A 15,759-nucleotide genomic window follows, 5' to 3' on the forward strand; every position below is an offset into this window, starting at 1 on the left:
GAATCCTATGAGTGACGCGGAATTTGACCTGCTGGACGAGCTTTACTTTGTTCAGCCTTACCATTACCTATTGGACTCGCTTGGCTGGGACGAAAATTTGCTGCTGAGCACGCTGGATTCCCTATACCGAGATGGGCTGATCAAATGCCTTCAATCCCCAGATGAAGAGCGCTTCGACATGGTCGATGTACTGGAGGAAGGCAGAAGCCTTTATTTTCTTGCTACTAAAAAAGGCCTGATGGCCCATAACGCCCTGTAATCCTTGATAGACGAAACCTACAAATACGAACGGAAAGGACTAGAGCTGAAAGCTCTCTTGGAGATCACCCAGGCGATCAATGAAAATCAGCCCGAAACGGTCTTGGTGAACATTTTCAAATTTACCTGTCTGGTACATTTGGACATCAAGGCCTTGATCCTCTATGTCTACAAGGATGAAGCCTTTGAGAGAAAAATCTCCCACGGGGTAAAGGGCAAAGTGCCCTTGTCTCTCAGCACCGACCAGGTCAATGACCAAAAAGAGACTGGACAGCTCATGATACAGCTGAGCGATGAATACAGTTTCGATGAATTGGAAACCTACTTGCCGGTATATCATAAGGATAAGATGCTGGCCATCCTTTTCCTGAAGAGGAAATCCACCGACACGGAGCTGGATCTGGATTTCACCCAAGCCCTGGCCAATATTCTGGTGGTGGCGCTGGAAAACAAGCGTTTTGCGCGAAAGCAGCTGCAACAGGAGGTACTCAACCGGGAAGTGGCGATCGCTTCGCAAGTTCAGCAGATGCTTTTTCCTGACTCACTGCCGAACACCGAAGAACTCAAAGCGACAGTGACCTACTATCCCCACAGCATGGTGGGCGGGGACTACTATGATCTGATCAGAAAGGGCGAGGACAAAGTGTATTTCTGCATCGCGGACGTGTCGGGCAAAGGGATCGCAGCGGCGCTACTTATGTCCAATTTTCAGGCGGCACTCAGGACACTCCTCAGAACCGATGCGGATTTTGACGTGATCATCCATCAGCTCAACCATACACTCATCGAAAACACCAAGGGAGAGCGTTTTATCACCTTTTTCCTCGGTGAGTACGACTACAAAAGCAAGCGGCTTCGCTTCGTGAATGCGGGCCACAATCCACCTATCCTGTGTCGGGAAAAGTCTTCGCGTACAGAGCTGCTAGAGGCTGGGACGACCATCCTTGGAGCTTTCGAGGAATTGCCTTTTTTGGAGATTGGGGAGCGGATGGATCTGGACCACTTCACCATCCACCTTTACACCGACGGACTGACCGAGGCGATGAATTCTGAAGAAGAGGAATTTGGGGAGGATAGATTCCGCAGCTATGTGGATTCACATCTTTGCGTGAATCCGGAGGACTTTCATTCGGGCTTTTTTGAACAAATGAAAGCTTTCACCCAGGACGTTCCGCTTCGGGATGACCTGACCTTGCTCAGCCTTAGATTCACCTAAGGCATGGTTTGGCATACCGTTCCACGCGCCGTTCAATTGCTGTTTCCAAAACGAATCTGGAGGGGGGATCCCTCGGGAAATCGGGTTTTTCTGAGCTTTGACGATGGGCCGGTGCCAGGTGCCACTGACTATGTCTTGAACGAACTCGAGAAAAGGGGGCAAAAAGCCACTTTTTTCATGGTGGGGGACAACGTTCGCAAACATCAAAGCTTGGCAATGGAGGTGGTGGACGCGGGGCACGGGATCGGCAATCATACCCTCAACCATCTCAACGGTTGGAAAACCCCAGCTGGCGAATACCTCCAAAATGTTCGGGCTTTTGATGAAACTGTCGGGCAGAAAATCGGTATCCAAACGAATCTATTTCGTCCCCCCTATGGATTGATCACCGGCCCGCAGGCAAAATCAATCCTTAAATCCAAAAAGGTTTTGATGTGGAATGTGCTTTCGGGAGATTATGATTTGTCTCTTCCCCCGTCGAGAATTAGGGACAAAACCATGGCAAATACCCGTGCGGGAAGTATAGTCGTCTTTCATGACCAGCAAAAGACCCAGGATGTACTTCCAAAAGTACTTCCGGTATACCTTGATTTTTTGGTGGAAATGGGCTTTGAAACTGCGTTGCTATGAGCGCGGCCGTACTGGGGAGCTTTGCTGGAATGCTGATCGTGCAGTATCTGCTTTTGCGGATTTTGTTAAGAGTAAATTGGAAACAGCGTTCGAGCAGGCCTATCCCTTTTCCGAGGGTATCCATTCTAATAGCGGCGAGAAACGAGGAGAAGTCACTGCCAAAGCTCCTCAAAAGTCTTGATCGGCTCAACTATCCCGCGGATAAATTGGAAATCCTCATCGCGGATGATCAAAGTGAGGATGCTACTGCCGGGCTGATTGCTGACTGGAGCAAGGGGCGACCGAATCGAAGGTTGATTTCCATTGGGGCGGATCAGGTGGGAAGATTCCAAAGCAATGGAAAAGCCAATGCCTTGGCCATTGTTGCCAAAGAAGCGATCGGGGATTTGTTCTTTTTTACAGATGCCGACTGTGAGGTCCCGGAATCTTGGGTCAAGGAGGGAATTGGGAGTTTTGAAGACGGTATTGGGATCGTAATTGGAGTCACGCAGGTGAAGGGGCCTGGTTTTTTTGCCAAGATGCAGGAGCTGGAATGGTGGAATACGCTTGGCATCGTCAAGGCGGTCACCGACTTGGGACTTCCGACAACGGGCTTGGGGAACAATATGATCATCAGTCGGGAGGCCTACTTTGGTAGTGGAGGCTTCGAGGGCATCAAGTCCTCAGTCACCGAGGATCTGGAGATTTCCCGATCCGTTTTGCGCGCCGGATATAAACTTCATCAACAGGTTTCGAGTGACTTTCTGGTGAAAACAAAAGCGGAAGAAGGCTGGGCTTCCCTGCTTAGCCAGCGGAAACGCTGGGTGACTGGGGCAGCGACACTTTCTCTGGCTTGGAAAGCCCTGATGGGGATTCAGTTTTTGTTCTTTCCCGCAGTTCTTGCACTTCTTCTGCTTGAGTGGAAACTCGGATTGGCGATATGGTTTTTGAAGGTAGTTTGCCAATCGTCATTTCTGCGATTTTTTGCCCATAGAGCAGGAGAAAAGATTAGGCTCTCCCCTTTGATTTTCTTTGATTTTTACCAGATTGCAAGTCTGAGCCTGACGATTCTTTATTACTTTTGGCCCTCCAAAGTACACTGGAAGTCCCGTAGTTACCCATGAACCTGATCGATACCCACGCCCACATTTATTCCACGAAGTTTGACGCGGACCGTGACCAGGTCATCGAAGAGATCAGGGAAGCTGGCATCGAGCGGATCTACATGCCCAATGTGGATGTCGAAACCATCGACCGAATGCTGGAATGCGAGTCCCGTTATGGAGACCTTTGTATTCCCATGATGGGCCTTCACCCTTGCGATGTCCAGGAGGGTTTTGAGCAGCAACTTTACGTAATGGAGGATTGGCTGGGCAAGCGGTCCTTTGCGGCAGTGGGGGAGATCGGTACCGATCTTTATTGGGACAAAACCACCTTCGAAATCCAAAAAGAGGCGCTGAATATCCAGCTGGGATGGGCGAAAAAACACAACCTTCCGGTGGTTCTGCATTGCAGGGAATCCATCGATGAGACTATCGAAATCATCGAAAAAGCCCAAGATGGAACTCTTTCCGGTGTTTTCCATTGTTTTACGGGCACGTTGGAGCAAGCGCAAAAGATTGTCAAGTTGGGATTCCTGTTGGGAATAGGCGGAGTCGCCACTTACAAAAATGGGGGGCTAGACGCCGTTGTTCCATTTGTCGGTCCTGAACATTTGGTTTTGGAAACAGATGCGCCCTATCTGGCTCCTGTGCCTCACCGCGGCAAAAGGAATACCCCTGCTTACTTGCCAGCCATTGCGCAGCGTGTGGGAGACCTACTCCAGACCTCGGCGAGCGAAGTGGCATTGGTGACCAAGGCCAACGCGCTGAATTTATTCAAGGAAATCACAGTATGAATTATAAAATAGTCCGCCTAAACACGGGGCTTAAGACAGCCAAAACAGCCTCTGTACTGATCATTTATACCGGAGGTACTCTCGGGATGGCCTACGACGAGTCTGGTTCGCTCGTTCCCTTCAACTTTGGACAGATTCTGGAGAAGATCCCCATCCTTTCCAATATGGATATCGCCATTACGGTGATTTCCTTTCCTGAGCCTATTGATTCCTCCAATGTGTCCATGCGCCACTGGATGGATATGTCCTATATCATCTACGAAAACTACGATAGCTACGATGGCTTCGTCGTGCTTCACGGCACGGATACCATGGCCTATTCTGCGTCAATGATGAGCTATATGCTCCATGGCCTGAATAAGCCGGTAATCTTTACGGGAGCCCAATTGCCGATTTCCGCAATGCGATCAGATGCGCGTGAAAACCTGATGACCTCGCTCGAAATTGCTACGGCGAAAATGGGAGGCCGCCCGATCGTGCCGGAGGTTTGCATCTTTTTCAACCACATGTTGCTTCGTGGTAATCGATCGAAAAAGGTGCAGAGCATTCACTTTGATGCATTTGAGTCGGAAAACTACCCCAGTCTCGCGGAAGCTGGCATAGTAATCGACTACAATACCAATGCGATCCGTCCATACGAACCGCACAAGAAATTGGTAAAGATGAGCCATCTCGACAACCGGGTGATGGTGCTGAAGCTTTTCCCGGGAATCACTGACAAAATCATGGATGCCTGTTTCAAGATCGACGGCTTGCGCGGAGTTGTGCTGGAGACCTACGGTTCTGGAAATAGCCCCTCCGAAGCTTGGTTTATGAAGTCCCTGGAGCGAGCCATAAAAAAAGGTCTAATCATTCTCAATGTGTCCCAGTGCAATGGCGGCCGGGTGATCCAGGGAAGGTATGAGACCTCCAAAGAACTACTCGCCGTAGGCGTGGTCAGCGGGGCGGACATGACCACAGAGGCAGCGGTGACCAAATTGATGTTTCTCCTGGGGCAGAATTACACCCGTGAGGAAATATGCCTCAAGCTGACCCAATCCCTGGCAGGAGAGATTACTGCTTGATTTTTCCCGGAAATCTGCTGAAGGGTTTGGATTCGGGAGGAATAATAATTTTCTTTGCACTCCGATTCAGAAAAAGGGTCGGAAAATCAACCTAGAGAGGTGTCCGAGTGGTTGAAGGAGCACGCCTGGAAAGTGTGTATACTCCAAAAGGGTATCGAGGGTTCGAATCCCTTCCTCTCTGCAAGCTATAGCCCTAACTTACCTTTTTTAGGTGAGTTAGGGTTTTGTTTTTTGGTACAGTATCGAAATCAGTTTCGATCTGGAATATCATTGGGAAGACCTTTTGCCTTGAGAATGGCAATCAAACGGTCCCTATCCCAACCCCTGAGCTCGTCCTGGATAAGATGATAGAGTATCCGGGTGTCAATCCGATGCATTCTCATCCGTACCTTTTATCCCCAATTACACCCGCTCCATCTCTGAAGCCACCGATAGCCAAAAAGCATAACTGTAATCCAGCTGAGTGCGCTTGACATGCTTATAATCTTGATCATCTTTCACAACATTACATTTTGTGCGATGCGACTATAGGACAATTCACAGCTGCGCAAGCTCCTTCTCCCTGGGCTTGCCCTACAGGATTGCGGAGGAAAAGTCGTCAAGAAATGCCCATGTTAATGGCTTCATGCACTGAGGGATGATAATCTAGGGCATTCCATATGGCCTTAAAAAAACAGATTATAAACATATGAATTCTTTCTGTGAAAGATTTTAGTCTTGGGCCAGCTTGCAGTAGGGTGGATAATCTTCACTCAGTGCTTCGAGCGGATTGAGGACATCTAGGGAGGTAGATCCAAGAAGAGGTGAGTTTTTAGATATTTTCCCTGGTACAACTTCAGGTTTTGAGAAAGGCTGCATTTTCCAATGTTAAGTTTTTGGCCTAAATGAAAACTTAACATTACCTTCCGGCCTCGACTATCTACATTTGCCTAACAATTTGTTAACAGTGAAACAGTTAAAAAAGAAAATTGAAATGGCAGATACTAAAAATACGGAGCTAGGTATTCAAGAAACAAAACAACCAGAAGTTCAAGATGACGCTTCTTCAAATGTCACTTCTGAAATAAAAGAAGATGCGGGTACCAAGAATAGTAATCATGCGGGAAATAATGGGAAATCAGTGAAGTCGCATAAGAAAACGAAAGGGTCCAATAAAAAGAAGTCCAAAGACTCAAAAAAACTGAGCGAGAAAATCAAAAATAAAAAGGAAGAGGAAAACGATAAAAAGAAGGAAAAGGATAAAAAGGCTAAGAAGAAGGCAGAGAAAAAGAAAAAGGAAAAAAAGAAGAAAGAGAAGGCTCAAAAAAAGTTGAAGGAAAAAAAAGCAAAGAAGATAGCTGCCCAAAAGAAGAAAAAATCCAAGAAAAAATAATTTTTGAAAGATCGAGACAGTTAAGTTTCGATCTTTTTTGCCTAATTAGTTAGTACGAAGATTCCACGCGAGCTGTTCCGCTAGGAAAAGTTTCTGAGTTTCGGACACCATCCCGGACAATATCCCTAAAAGTGGATAAAAGAATTTCTGGACCCAGTTGGCTTGCACTGACCTAACTTGGCCAAACACGAAAACATCGAATCAGAATTCCGGATCAAAATTGAAATAAATAGGATTAGACAATCCAACCCTATTTTTACTGATACCCATAGAGTTCGGTACCTCCGGGAAAGGTGTAGGCGTTCCCTCCACCGCAATTCTATAATACGTCCTCCCGATTTCCTCCGGCGTATCCGAAAATTCAACTTGAATCTCCTTGCCCTTTCCAGCAGCTTCTATGGTTTCAAATTCCCTACCGTTTTTGATTACCTTGATCGTGTATGTTGAATCAAGGAGGGTAGTTCCTGCCAATTTCACCCTGAATTTAACCGGATGTCCTGGAGCATGGGCATTGTCTCCCATCATCATGTCCATTAGTCCATCTTCATTCAGATCAGCATAAAACTCTACTCTGGGGGATTTGGGATTCACCGAGATGGAAACTCGTCCATTGGTCAACGCATCTACCACTGCTTCCCCCGACTTTTCACTTGCAAAAACCCAAGTAGTAGGGGTACCTATATAATTGAAATCGCGTTCAGGAGTGTTTTTTGTAGCCTCTTCAGGACTGTCAGGATAGCCATGATGGGCATCACTTCCTCCCCGTCCAGTGATCATTCGCCCAGAAGAAAGCATATCATCCCAAATCATGATTGCTTCCACATTTTTCTCCCATAAGGCAGAATTCCATACTTCTATAGAATTAATAATATCATAAGAGTAGCCAAAATGATCTTTTCCGCTTGGATGATTGGCCGACAAATGTATGCCCATCTCATTTTTCACTCGTCCGATTAAAGTGTCTCGCTGATCACGGACATGGTAAAAAAGCCGATGATCGTAAGGTGTTGCTGAAAATGTGTTCCCATGCCCCCGCGTTGTAGTCCATTCTGCTCCATATAAAAGAATCAGTGAATCTGATTTGAAATCAGGATCTGCCCAGGTATGGTTGGCCACATCCCCTTGCACATGATTGTCATGATCAGTCACGCATATAAAGCTCATTCCCATAGATTCTGCAAAGGCAAAAATCTTAGGCAAGGGGTTATTGGTGGATTCTTTGCTATGACGGGAATGTAAATGCAAATCGCCCGATAGCCAGAATCCCTCGAAAATACTGGCAGGTGCTGGTAAAGGTGCCGGCTTTTTAGCTTCCCAAGGATTATAGCTAAAGCTCTGTCCCCAGGTATCACCCATTCCAGCAATGCTAAAGAGACTAATCAGGAGACTAATGCTCCCTATGCTTGCGCTGAATTTGCTTTTCAATTTCTCACTGATTGAAAAAAATCCATTGCATTTTTTTTGGGCGAATTCTGCTGGCTGGTTCATAGGTGAATAGGTGTTTTTCAATAGGTTTATCCTTCGCCGGACGAAGGAAGCTGGTATGCCTGTTCCTAATTTGTTTAGCGGGAAGGGTTCCGATGTCTGGATTGGTGAGCGATGGTTTTGCCCATTGATTTCTGTCGGCAAAGGAAAAGAAATTTTAAATGGGCGGTTTTACAGGTAGGTTAAATTTCATTTAACAAAAAGCTGCAATCAACAGCGCCCAATAGTGAGAATCCATCTATAGCATAGTGAGCATCCCCAAATCTTTGGGACAGGTTTGGAATAAGGACAAGTACACAAGGAGGGCGTGAATGAGAGGAACGTTCCCGTGAAGATCAATCGGTGACTGGCATTGTCTGTTTATGGACCGCTGAAAAACATCCAATCGATACTTTGTCGACTGCCTGAATGCAGGATAGACTAGGCGCAAAGAGCCATTGAAGAGGGGGTTATCCCATGATCCTCTCAAACTCAAACCCCGAAAAAATACCGGTTTCACATACACCGGGCATCTTCATCAATCGTTCTTCATCACCTTCCTCTATTTTGTTCATCCGGACATCCAGGAGCAGATTTCCCCTTTCAGTGATAACCGGTCCGTCTTTGTTTACGGCCATTCTCAGCATTACTTCGGCTACATTGGACATTTTGGAAATATCGCCAAATACCCGCCTCACCCATTGGGGGTCTACTTCCACCGGAACGGGATGTTTCTCACCCAGCCTTTTGACGTCTTTGGAAGCATCCGCCACCAAAACGATTTTTTTGGAGGCCCTGAAAACTGCCTTCTCACGTAGCAATGCTCCTCCTCGACCCTTGATCAATCGGCCAGATGGGTCTACTTCGTCCGCCCCGTCAAAGCACCAATCCACCATCCTATCCAAGGATGAAATTACGTTCAAACCTACTGCATGGGCTGCCAGTTCGATTTCAATGGAAGTTGGAACGATCTTGATGGAAATTCCCACGTTTTCTACCCGCTCACCCAATGCCAGTACGGTTAAAAAAGAAGTAGATCCCGAGCCGGCGCCTATCGTTTCGCCATCAATCGCCCTGAGAGCGACTAATTGGGCGATGCGTTCTTTTTCCTTTCGATTGGAGATTTCCTTAGCCCATTTCAGCCCAAGTGCTGCGTTATCCATTTCCGAATTTTAATGATTTACGTATCATTTAACTAAAGCCCCCACATGGTATTGATCGGGTGATTCGCCTTACCCTTGATAAGGCTGATTCAAATGCTCTTGCGAGGAAGTTATGAATTTTAGGCAGCCCGGTTTTTAGCCGAATGCAAATTCGTTTGTTGATTTGAAGGCGTTTTGCAAAATACACCTAGCCCAAGGTCAAACTACACTCAGGGCCGAAAAGCCTCTTCTATTCTTCATTAAGCAACATCCATGAGGTACCAAACTTATCACGGAGCATAGCAAAACGATTGGCAAAGAAGGTCTTTTCCAGCTTCATAAAGATTTCGCCATCCGTGGAAAGCAGCTTATAGACTTCTTCTGATTTCTCCGGCGTATCAATCCTAAGCGTCAAATAGGCGCTTCTCATGGGCTCGGCATTCACCACGTCTGCCCCTCTGACCAAAGTACCGCCGATCTCGATGATTGCATGAAGGATAGGTCGCTCCCATTCCTTCGGAAAGTGGGGAGGCGGTTGGGGATGGGGCATCATCAGGACTATCTTTCCGCCGAGATGCTCCTCGTAAAACCGGAATGCTTGCTCGCAATGTCCGGGATAGTTGATATAGATATCAAGTTTCATCGATGGGTCAGCTTTCATGGTGTTCATTTTTTGCGGTAAAATTTTCAGTGATCTGAGTTCTCGATTCCAGTCAATCCGAAATCATCGAGTCCTTGACCTAACCTAGATTTCCAATAGTGCAGTCAGCCCATCTGAACTGATCGGCGCTGAGGTATGCTGATGGATCACCTTCCATCCGTCTTCAATTTTTGAGAATCCGAGGGATATCCGATTCCTCATACTTCTTAAAACAGTACCATCCCCTGAAATTGCCTGAAACTGAATTAAGGCACTCGCAAATCCCACATTGCCTGATTGATGGATTTTCACCATTTCGAATTCAACTTTTACTTTTTCTTCGCCTAGCGTACCAAGCCAATCTGTAATGATTTTGCGCCATTCTGAAGGATTCGAGACGTAACCCTGATCCCACATATCGAAGATAAGGGCATGCTCATCGTAAAGATCGATCATAGCTGAGGCGTCCTTGTCCCAGGCAGATTTTTGATAAATTTTGAAAAAGTCTTCGATTTCCATAAGTCGGTTTCTATTCTTAGATGGATTATTTTGCAATGCATACTTCGATTCTAACCCACGTTCTAGGCCGATATCAGGGTCTGATCTTTTGATTTAAGTCCGCCATGATTTTTTCAAGCCGCTTGGTTAGCGTCTCTTCGGTCTTGGCGGATTCTATCAAGGCAACAATCTTCTTTTTACTACTTGGAGCCAGTGTGTCAAAAAACTCTTTTGCCGTTTCATTGGCCTTTAGCCTTTCTGCCAAGGTCTCAGGAAGTGCTACGGTTCGTGGTTGACTGTCCAGTTCGAGATTGACTTCAACAGTCTCGCCGCCTTCCACTTGGACATTTTTACGATGCCCGCTGCTTAGCGGAATGAGGAGTTTACCTTCCATTACCCCCACGGTGCTTTTGTAGGAGTAGTTTTTGATTTCAACCAAGACAGGCGGCCGTTTACCCGCCCCCAATTGCTCGATGACAGTTTCGGGAACCTCGATTCCCAAGTTGTTTCCTTTTTGAAAAATAGTTGTCTTGAATTTCATCTGTTTATAATTTGATTTTAAAAGGGCACATGGAATCGCACTTGGCTGATAATCCTCCTTCTGTGTGACTTAGGGGTCATGCTCGATTTGATAACGCTTTCGTCTTCCAGCTCTAGTCCATCATAAAAGTATCAGGAGTATGTCTGAAATTGAGTTGTCTAAACGACAAATTCAAGGCGGTTTGCGACACAATTCTTCAATTGCCGGCGGTTAGCTAAGCCGGTATGTCGTTGGGCGCGATACCACTAGGGCATGAGCGTCCTGTTGAGGGAAGATTCTGAATGCTCCAGTTTCCGAGGCACGCTAGCAACTCATATGTCTGCCGCAATTACCCCGCTAAAATGCCGTGTTCGCAACCGCGTTAATAGTTTGGAACAGAATAGGTTTACAATCAAAAATGTGATTATTCGGAATGTTGCAGGTATCTACAAAATTTGATTTCAAATTGAGATTTATATCCCCTTAGCCCATTTGGGAAGGGGGGATTTGCCAGAGGCCAGCATCAAACCTTGCTAATCTTTGGCAATGTCGGATAAACATAAAAAACATAGTTATGCTTCTGAAAAATAAAAATGCCGTCCTCTATGGCGTCTCCGATTCAATGGCTGGAGCATTTGCCCGTGCCTTTGCCAGGGAAGGCGCCCGCGTTTTTCTGACCGGCCGTTCACTTGAGAAAGTAAAAAAAGTGGCGAATGAAATTATCGCAGCCGGCGGAAAAGCCGAAGCCGCAGAAGTTGATGCCTTAAATGAAAGGGAAATTGCCGATCACCTGGAGGCTGTACTGGCAGTGACCGGCACCGTTGATATTTCATTCAATGGCATTTGCATCCAGGATACGCAGGACATTCCACTGATTGACATGTCCCTTGACGATTTTGTCCGACCGGTCACCATTGCGATGCAAACACAGTTTCTGACCGCCACCGCTGCAGGCAGGATCATGGTAAAGCAAGGATCCGGTGTCATCCTTTCACTCACTGCTACTCCCGGTGGCGTAGGATACCCGCTCGTGGGAGGCTTTGGCCCGGCATGCTGCGCGATCGAGGGCTTTTCAAGGGATCTGGCGATTGAGCTGGGTCCGCATGACGTCCGTGTGGTCAATATCCGATCGGCAGGATCTCCGGACTCCCGGCCGTTTCGGGATGCTCTGGTCAATGATCAGGATGCGGTGCAAAGCTTCCTTAGGAAACTGGAAGACGACACCATGCTGAAGCAGTTGCCCTTGATGGCCGACATTGCGAATGCGGCGCTCTTTCTCGCCTCGGATCTGGCAGGCAAGATCACTGGTGTGACGATCGATGTCACTGCGGGCACAACCAATGGATTAAATTATAAAATCCCAGTAATTCCATTCGTCAGCTAGCGTTTACCAAGCTTGAACACTTGCTCCCGTTTCAATTCATAGACATAACAGGCGGTTCCGTTAAACTCTCTTTCTTCGATCTTTTTAAATCCCAGCCTTTCATAAAACCGATGTGCGTCGGTGTTGGTCTTTAAAGGGTCAATCAGAATACCATTGACGGTAGGATTGCTAAAACACCGCTGCACAGCGAGGTTCATCATGGTCGTTCCGTACCCCTTGTTCAGGTTCCTTTCTTCGCCTATCCAAATATCAATAGCTCTTTTATCCTGCCCGACTTCTCCCCAATAGTGAGTTTCTTCGGCATGGGGATCAATGATTTGCAAAAAGCCCAGGGGTTCACCATCCAGTTCCGCTATCAGCTGTTCCCTCCATTCCGGATCACGGCATAATTCTTCTTCCCAATTCCAGTCGTCATCCGGGTCACAGTCGATCACATGTTGCTTTGCATCCCAATACTTGAGTAGCTCAAGGTCATCTGTCGAAGCGTGTCTTAGTGTTATCATTTTTCTGTTGGCATACAGGTATTGATACCGAGAGGTTTGAACTGGTCATTTTTTTAAAAGCCCAGCGGAATCATAATTGGCGCTTGGAGTTCAATTAGACCACGTACGCCGATGGCTATCGGAGCGTGTATCGTACTTCATAAATCCGAAGAACCCGAACACTAGGCCTAGAACGCGGAAGCTTGCGAATTCGACCCCTTTTTTCCGAACTGTTAGTCATCGACGAAGTATTCAAAAATAGAAAAGAAAGATACCTTCATTGCCTTTTCATCAATGGTTTATTCGACTTTCCTTCGACTCATCATTGACGCGGAGCAAAAGATGATACGGCGAAAAGACGATGCGAAGTAGATGCATTCCACGCTTGGGAGAGTAGAAAATCTCCGGGATTTTTGGTCATTGTTCAATCCAGGATACGAACGAGGGAGTCTGACTCTGGCTGCAGATCAAGTGTCCCTGCATTCCTTTGAGTTTGAGTGCGACCGAATTTTTGGAATACCGCTCGGTTGATAGGACGTATCTTTTTTGGATAAGCTGCGATCTGTTGATTCGGAAAAAATGGTTTGAGTCAAGTTGATCTTCGAGCTCTTTGAGAGTTTCTTCCCTCAGCAGGTGTTTTTTTCCAGTTTGATCTACCCCAAAGACCACTCCCTGATCTGCATAGAAATACACCACTTCAGCAATTTCGACAAAGTAATTGCCCCGAGCATTGGGAATGGTGAGCCGGGTCTTGAAGGATTTCGCTCCCATTCGGTCAGGCATTGGGGCGTAAATCATTTTTTTCAACTGCTGGATTAGGACGAATTGGTCCTCCGGTTGCTGGGTCAGCCGAACGAATTTTTCCCAAGCACTCTTAAACTTTTCAACGCCAAATGGTTTGAGCAGGTAGGCAATTCCGTTTGTCTCAAAAGCCTGCATCCAAAATTGATTGTAGGCCGTGGTGAATATAATCGGACAGGGAATCTCTGATTCTTCGAAAATCTCAAATGCATTTCCATCCCTGAGCTCGATATCTGAGATGATGAGGTCTATTTTTCTTGGAGAAGAAAAAAAACTTTTGGCAGATTGGACAGAATCCAAGGTGGACACCACGCTCACTTCTAACCCCAATTCCTCAATGATTTTCAGGATTTTCCTCTGCGCCGGAATTTCATCTTCTAAGAGAAGTACTTGGGTCATTCGTTTATGGGAATTAGCGGGAGTTTGACAGTAAACTTGTCTTCGGTTTGGATGATTTCGATCGGTTGGTCAGACAGAAGCTCGTATTGTCCACTTAGGTTTTGAAGTCCCTTTCCACCTTGGTGCTTCGGTTTGATAAAAGGAATCCTATTGTTACTGACTTCAAGTTTGTCGGTCATTTTTACGCTTAGGATAACTGGCTGTTCCGGGGTGCCAAAATTATGTAAGACGGCATTTTCGATTAGTAGTTGAAGGGTGAGAGGCGGCACCTTGCCAGATGGGATTGCCGAGTCGATTTCCATCAGATAGGACTGACCATATTTTTCGCTCATGAGTGAAAAATACGCTTTGGCAAATTCGACTTCCTCGCTCAGGCTAACCAGCTTACTGTTGGATTTTTCCAGAGGATATCGATAGAGCTCCGCAAAATTTTGCAGAAACAGGGAGGCGGATTTGGGATTTTCCTCGATAAGTTGGTCTAGGACATTGAGATTGTTGAAGAGGAAATGAGGGTTGAGCTGTTGCTTGAGCTGTGCAAATCTGGAGTCCGAGAGCGCCAATTCATAGGCGGCAAGTTTTTGCTGATGATTTTTATATTCCTGAAAAAGCAGGTAAGTCAGATAAAATCCACCATACACGATGAAATCCAAAAGATAGGAGAAGTTCACCGAAAGCAGAATCTGATCGGTGAAGTTGCGCTCCCAAGTGCCAAACAGGATGGAGATCACCATCGCCATCCCGTTACTAACAAGCAGGTAAGCTGTCAATCCTAACCCAAAAGCGGAAAAAGCAGCATTTTTTCTGATCGGAAATTCCAGAACGCCATAGTATCTTTTGAAGGCAAAGCGAAGGATGAACGCGATAAGGATTGCCTTGACGAGTGTGCCTGCAGCCGCCTCGGGAGTCAGGATGTACCAGTTGATAGTCTGTCCCGGTGTGACCCTTGCCCGGATAGATTCCAAATAGGCAAAAGTGAAAATTACTCCCAGATAAATCGGGCTAATCTGCAGCGAGCCAAGCAACTTCTTCATGTGAATAGGAGACAAAGGGGGATCGCTCCCCCGTAATGTTAATTTGCTGATGCTGGCCAGGAACTGGTAATATTTCCCGCTTCGTCAAAGGCTTCCAGTTTGGGTTGGTTATCCTTGTCGAGGTAAAACATCGCCCTTGGCCTTCCCTGATCATCGAATAAAAATAGCCCGTTGTTTTGACTTCTTGATTTGCCGAGCATGATTCTAGGCGAGCCTCCTATCAATTCCTGGGCTTGATATTCGGCGTATTTTGCATTAAATGCCTCAGGGTCAGATTTTCTGAGCTCCCTGAGTTCGTTCATGATTTCGGCAGTTTTTTCTTGGGATTCTTTTGCCGGGCGGTCATTAAATACCAAGGTGGAGCTTACAAACCGATCCTCGCCACGCTGTGTGTCGGTTGTCAGGAGCTGCATGACCTGATCACCATCATATTGATCAAAAGTCAGCGAAAGCCCAGCACTGTGACCATTTTCCCGCTTTGATCCATCATAAATCAAGCCTCCAGCTTCGATGCCGTCCTCATTGAAGAATAGCATGCCAGCCCGTTTTTTACGTTCCGTATTAGTCGGGCGACCATTGATTTTTTCGTTTCCCGTAGGGAATAGTCCCGCATTGGTGATAATCATTTTGGTGGTACCATCGGCTTCCACAACATTAATCCTTTGCACATCGATGGATTCGAATTGCTGATACCCTGAGCCTTTGAAGGATGAGAAAAATAAAAGGCTGGAAGCTACAGCCGCGGAGGCAGCAAAGGTGCGGAGAAAGATCAATTCCTTGTTCATGTGATTTGGTTTTTGGTAAATGATGAGTCAAAGGTGTCGGGATCACAGTTTTGATCCGACCAAAAAAAAATGAGCTAAGGAAAAAACCGATCAAACCAAGAATGATGAGAACGACCCCTACAATAAAATTGGAATTCGAAATGATGATTTCTGTTTTTACACAAAAAAATGCCCCCAAATAAGTGTTTGACTTTTTG

General features: G+C 46.4%; 17 protein-coding genes and 1 tRNA gene. 9 read left to right on the forward strand and 9 right to left on the reverse strand.

Going from position 1 to position 15,759, the window contains the following annotated elements:
* Positions 1-7: 7 nt before the first annotated feature.
* From J0A67_RS21825 to J0A67_RS21860, 8 genes are all read left to right on the forward strand, one after another.
* Entirely contained in the window at positions 8-259 is a 252-nt protein-coding gene (locus J0A67_RS21825; RefSeq protein ID WP_206571521.1) for a hypothetical protein, read from the forward strand.
* 3 nt (positions 260-262) lie between these two features.
* Positions 263-1,474, forward strand: coding sequence for a PP2C family protein-serine/threonine phosphatase (locus J0A67_RS21830; protein WP_206571522.1), 1,212 nt, complete (start codon positions 263-265; stop codon positions 1,472-1,474).
* Between the two features lie 3 nt (positions 1,475-1,477).
* On the forward strand, positions 1,478-2,104 hold the full coding sequence (locus J0A67_RS21835; RefSeq protein WP_206571523.1) for a polysaccharide deacetylase family protein: 627 nt from the start codon (positions 1,478-1,480) through the stop codon (positions 2,102-2,104).
* Complete coding sequence (locus J0A67_RS21840; RefSeq protein WP_206571524.1) at positions 2,101-3,207, forward strand: glycosyltransferase; 1,107 nt, start codon at positions 2,101-2,103, stop codon at positions 3,205-3,207. The genes J0A67_RS21835 and J0A67_RS21840 overlap by 4 nt, the downstream gene beginning before the upstream one ends.
* Complete coding sequence (locus J0A67_RS21845; protein ID WP_206571525.1) at positions 3,204-3,980, forward strand: TatD family hydrolase; 777 nt, start codon at positions 3,204-3,206, stop codon at positions 3,978-3,980. Before J0A67_RS21840 ends, J0A67_RS21845 begins: the two co-directional genes overlap by 4 nt.
* Positions 3,977-5,044 carry an asparaginase gene (locus J0A67_RS21850; RefSeq protein WP_206571526.1) on the forward strand — a complete coding sequence of 356 codons (1,068 nt, stop codon included), beginning with the start codon at positions 3,977-3,979 and terminating at the stop codon, positions 5,042-5,044. The genes J0A67_RS21845 and J0A67_RS21850 overlap by 4 nt, the downstream gene beginning before the upstream one ends.
* A gap of 93 nt (positions 5,045-5,137) precedes the next feature.
* Positions 5,138-5,225: transfer RNA gene (locus J0A67_RS21855), tRNA-Ser, on the forward strand.
* Positions 5,226-5,990: 765 nt separating this feature from the next.
* Positions 5,991-6,416: a hypothetical protein gene (locus J0A67_RS21860; RefSeq protein ID WP_206571527.1), complete on the forward strand. Its 426-nt coding sequence runs from the start codon at positions 5,991-5,993 to the stop codon at positions 6,414-6,416.
* 201 nt (positions 6,417-6,617) lie between these two features.
* Here J0A67_RS21860 and J0A67_RS21865 read toward each other — a convergent pair whose 3' ends face one another.
* From J0A67_RS21865 to J0A67_RS21885, 5 genes are all read right to left on the reverse strand, one after another.
* Positions 6,618-7,904, reverse strand: coding sequence for a CehA/McbA family metallohydrolase (locus J0A67_RS21865; protein WP_206571528.1), 1,287 nt, complete (start codon positions 7,902-7,904; stop codon positions 6,618-6,620).
* 446 nt (positions 7,905-8,350) lie between these two features.
* Complete coding sequence (gene rpiA / locus J0A67_RS21870) at positions 8,351-9,043, reverse strand: ribose 5-phosphate isomerase A (RefSeq protein WP_206571529.1); 693 nt, start codon at positions 9,041-9,043, stop codon at positions 8,351-8,353.
* Between the two features lie 229 nt (positions 9,044-9,272).
* The gene (locus J0A67_RS21875) at positions 9,273-9,683 is read right to left on the reverse strand and encodes a VOC family protein (protein ID WP_206571530.1); all 411 of its coding nucleotides are present in this window, start codon (positions 9,681-9,683) and stop codon (positions 9,273-9,275) included.
* Positions 9,684-9,767: 84 nt separating this feature from the next.
* Positions 9,768-10,181 (reverse strand): YybH family protein, encoded by a 414-nt coding sequence (locus tag J0A67_RS21880; RefSeq protein WP_206571531.1) that lies wholly within the window; start codon positions 10,179-10,181, stop codon positions 9,768-9,770.
* Between the two features lie 73 nt (positions 10,182-10,254).
* A complete protein-coding gene (locus tag J0A67_RS21885) occupies positions 10,255-10,701 on the reverse strand; it encodes a YdeI/OmpD-associated family protein (RefSeq protein ID WP_206571532.1) in 447 nt (148 codons plus the stop codon).
* Between the two features lie 553 nt (positions 10,702-11,254).
* On the opposite strand from J0A67_RS21885, the gene J0A67_RS21890 reads away from it, so the two are divergent.
* Positions 11,255-12,064, forward strand: coding sequence for an SDR family NAD(P)-dependent oxidoreductase (locus tag J0A67_RS21890; RefSeq protein ID WP_206571533.1), 810 nt, complete (start codon positions 11,255-11,257; stop codon positions 12,062-12,064).
* On the opposite strand, the gene J0A67_RS21895 is transcribed toward J0A67_RS21890, so the two are convergent.
* The 4 genes from J0A67_RS21895 to J0A67_RS21910 form a co-directional block, all read right to left on the reverse strand.
* Positions 12,061-12,567 (reverse strand): GNAT family N-acetyltransferase, encoded by a 507-nt coding sequence (locus J0A67_RS21895; protein ID WP_206571534.1) that lies wholly within the window; start codon positions 12,565-12,567, stop codon positions 12,061-12,063. The two genes, J0A67_RS21890 and J0A67_RS21895, sit on opposite strands and share 4 nt — an antisense overlap.
* Before the next feature lie 396 nt (positions 12,568-12,963).
* Positions 12,964-13,746: a LytR/AlgR family response regulator transcription factor gene (locus J0A67_RS21900; RefSeq protein WP_206571535.1), complete on the reverse strand. Its 783-nt coding sequence runs from the start codon at positions 13,744-13,746 to the stop codon at positions 12,964-12,966.
* On the reverse strand, positions 13,743-14,777 hold the full coding sequence (locus J0A67_RS21905) for a sensor histidine kinase (RefSeq protein ID WP_206571536.1): 1,035 nt from the start codon (positions 14,775-14,777) through the stop codon (positions 13,743-13,745). Before J0A67_RS21905 ends, J0A67_RS21900 begins: the two co-directional genes overlap by 4 nt.
* A gap of 38 nt (positions 14,778-14,815) precedes the next feature.
* On the reverse strand, positions 14,816-15,562 hold the full coding sequence (locus J0A67_RS21910) for a hypothetical protein (protein ID WP_206571537.1): 747 nt from the start codon (positions 15,560-15,562) through the stop codon (positions 14,816-14,818).
* Positions 15,563-15,759: the final 197 nt, after the last annotated feature.

Source organism: Algoriphagus aestuariicola, from assembly GCF_017254835.1.
GTDB classification, from domain to species: Bacteria; Bacteroidota; Bacteroidia; order Cytophagales; family Cyclobacteriaceae; genus Algoriphagus; species Algoriphagus aestuariicola.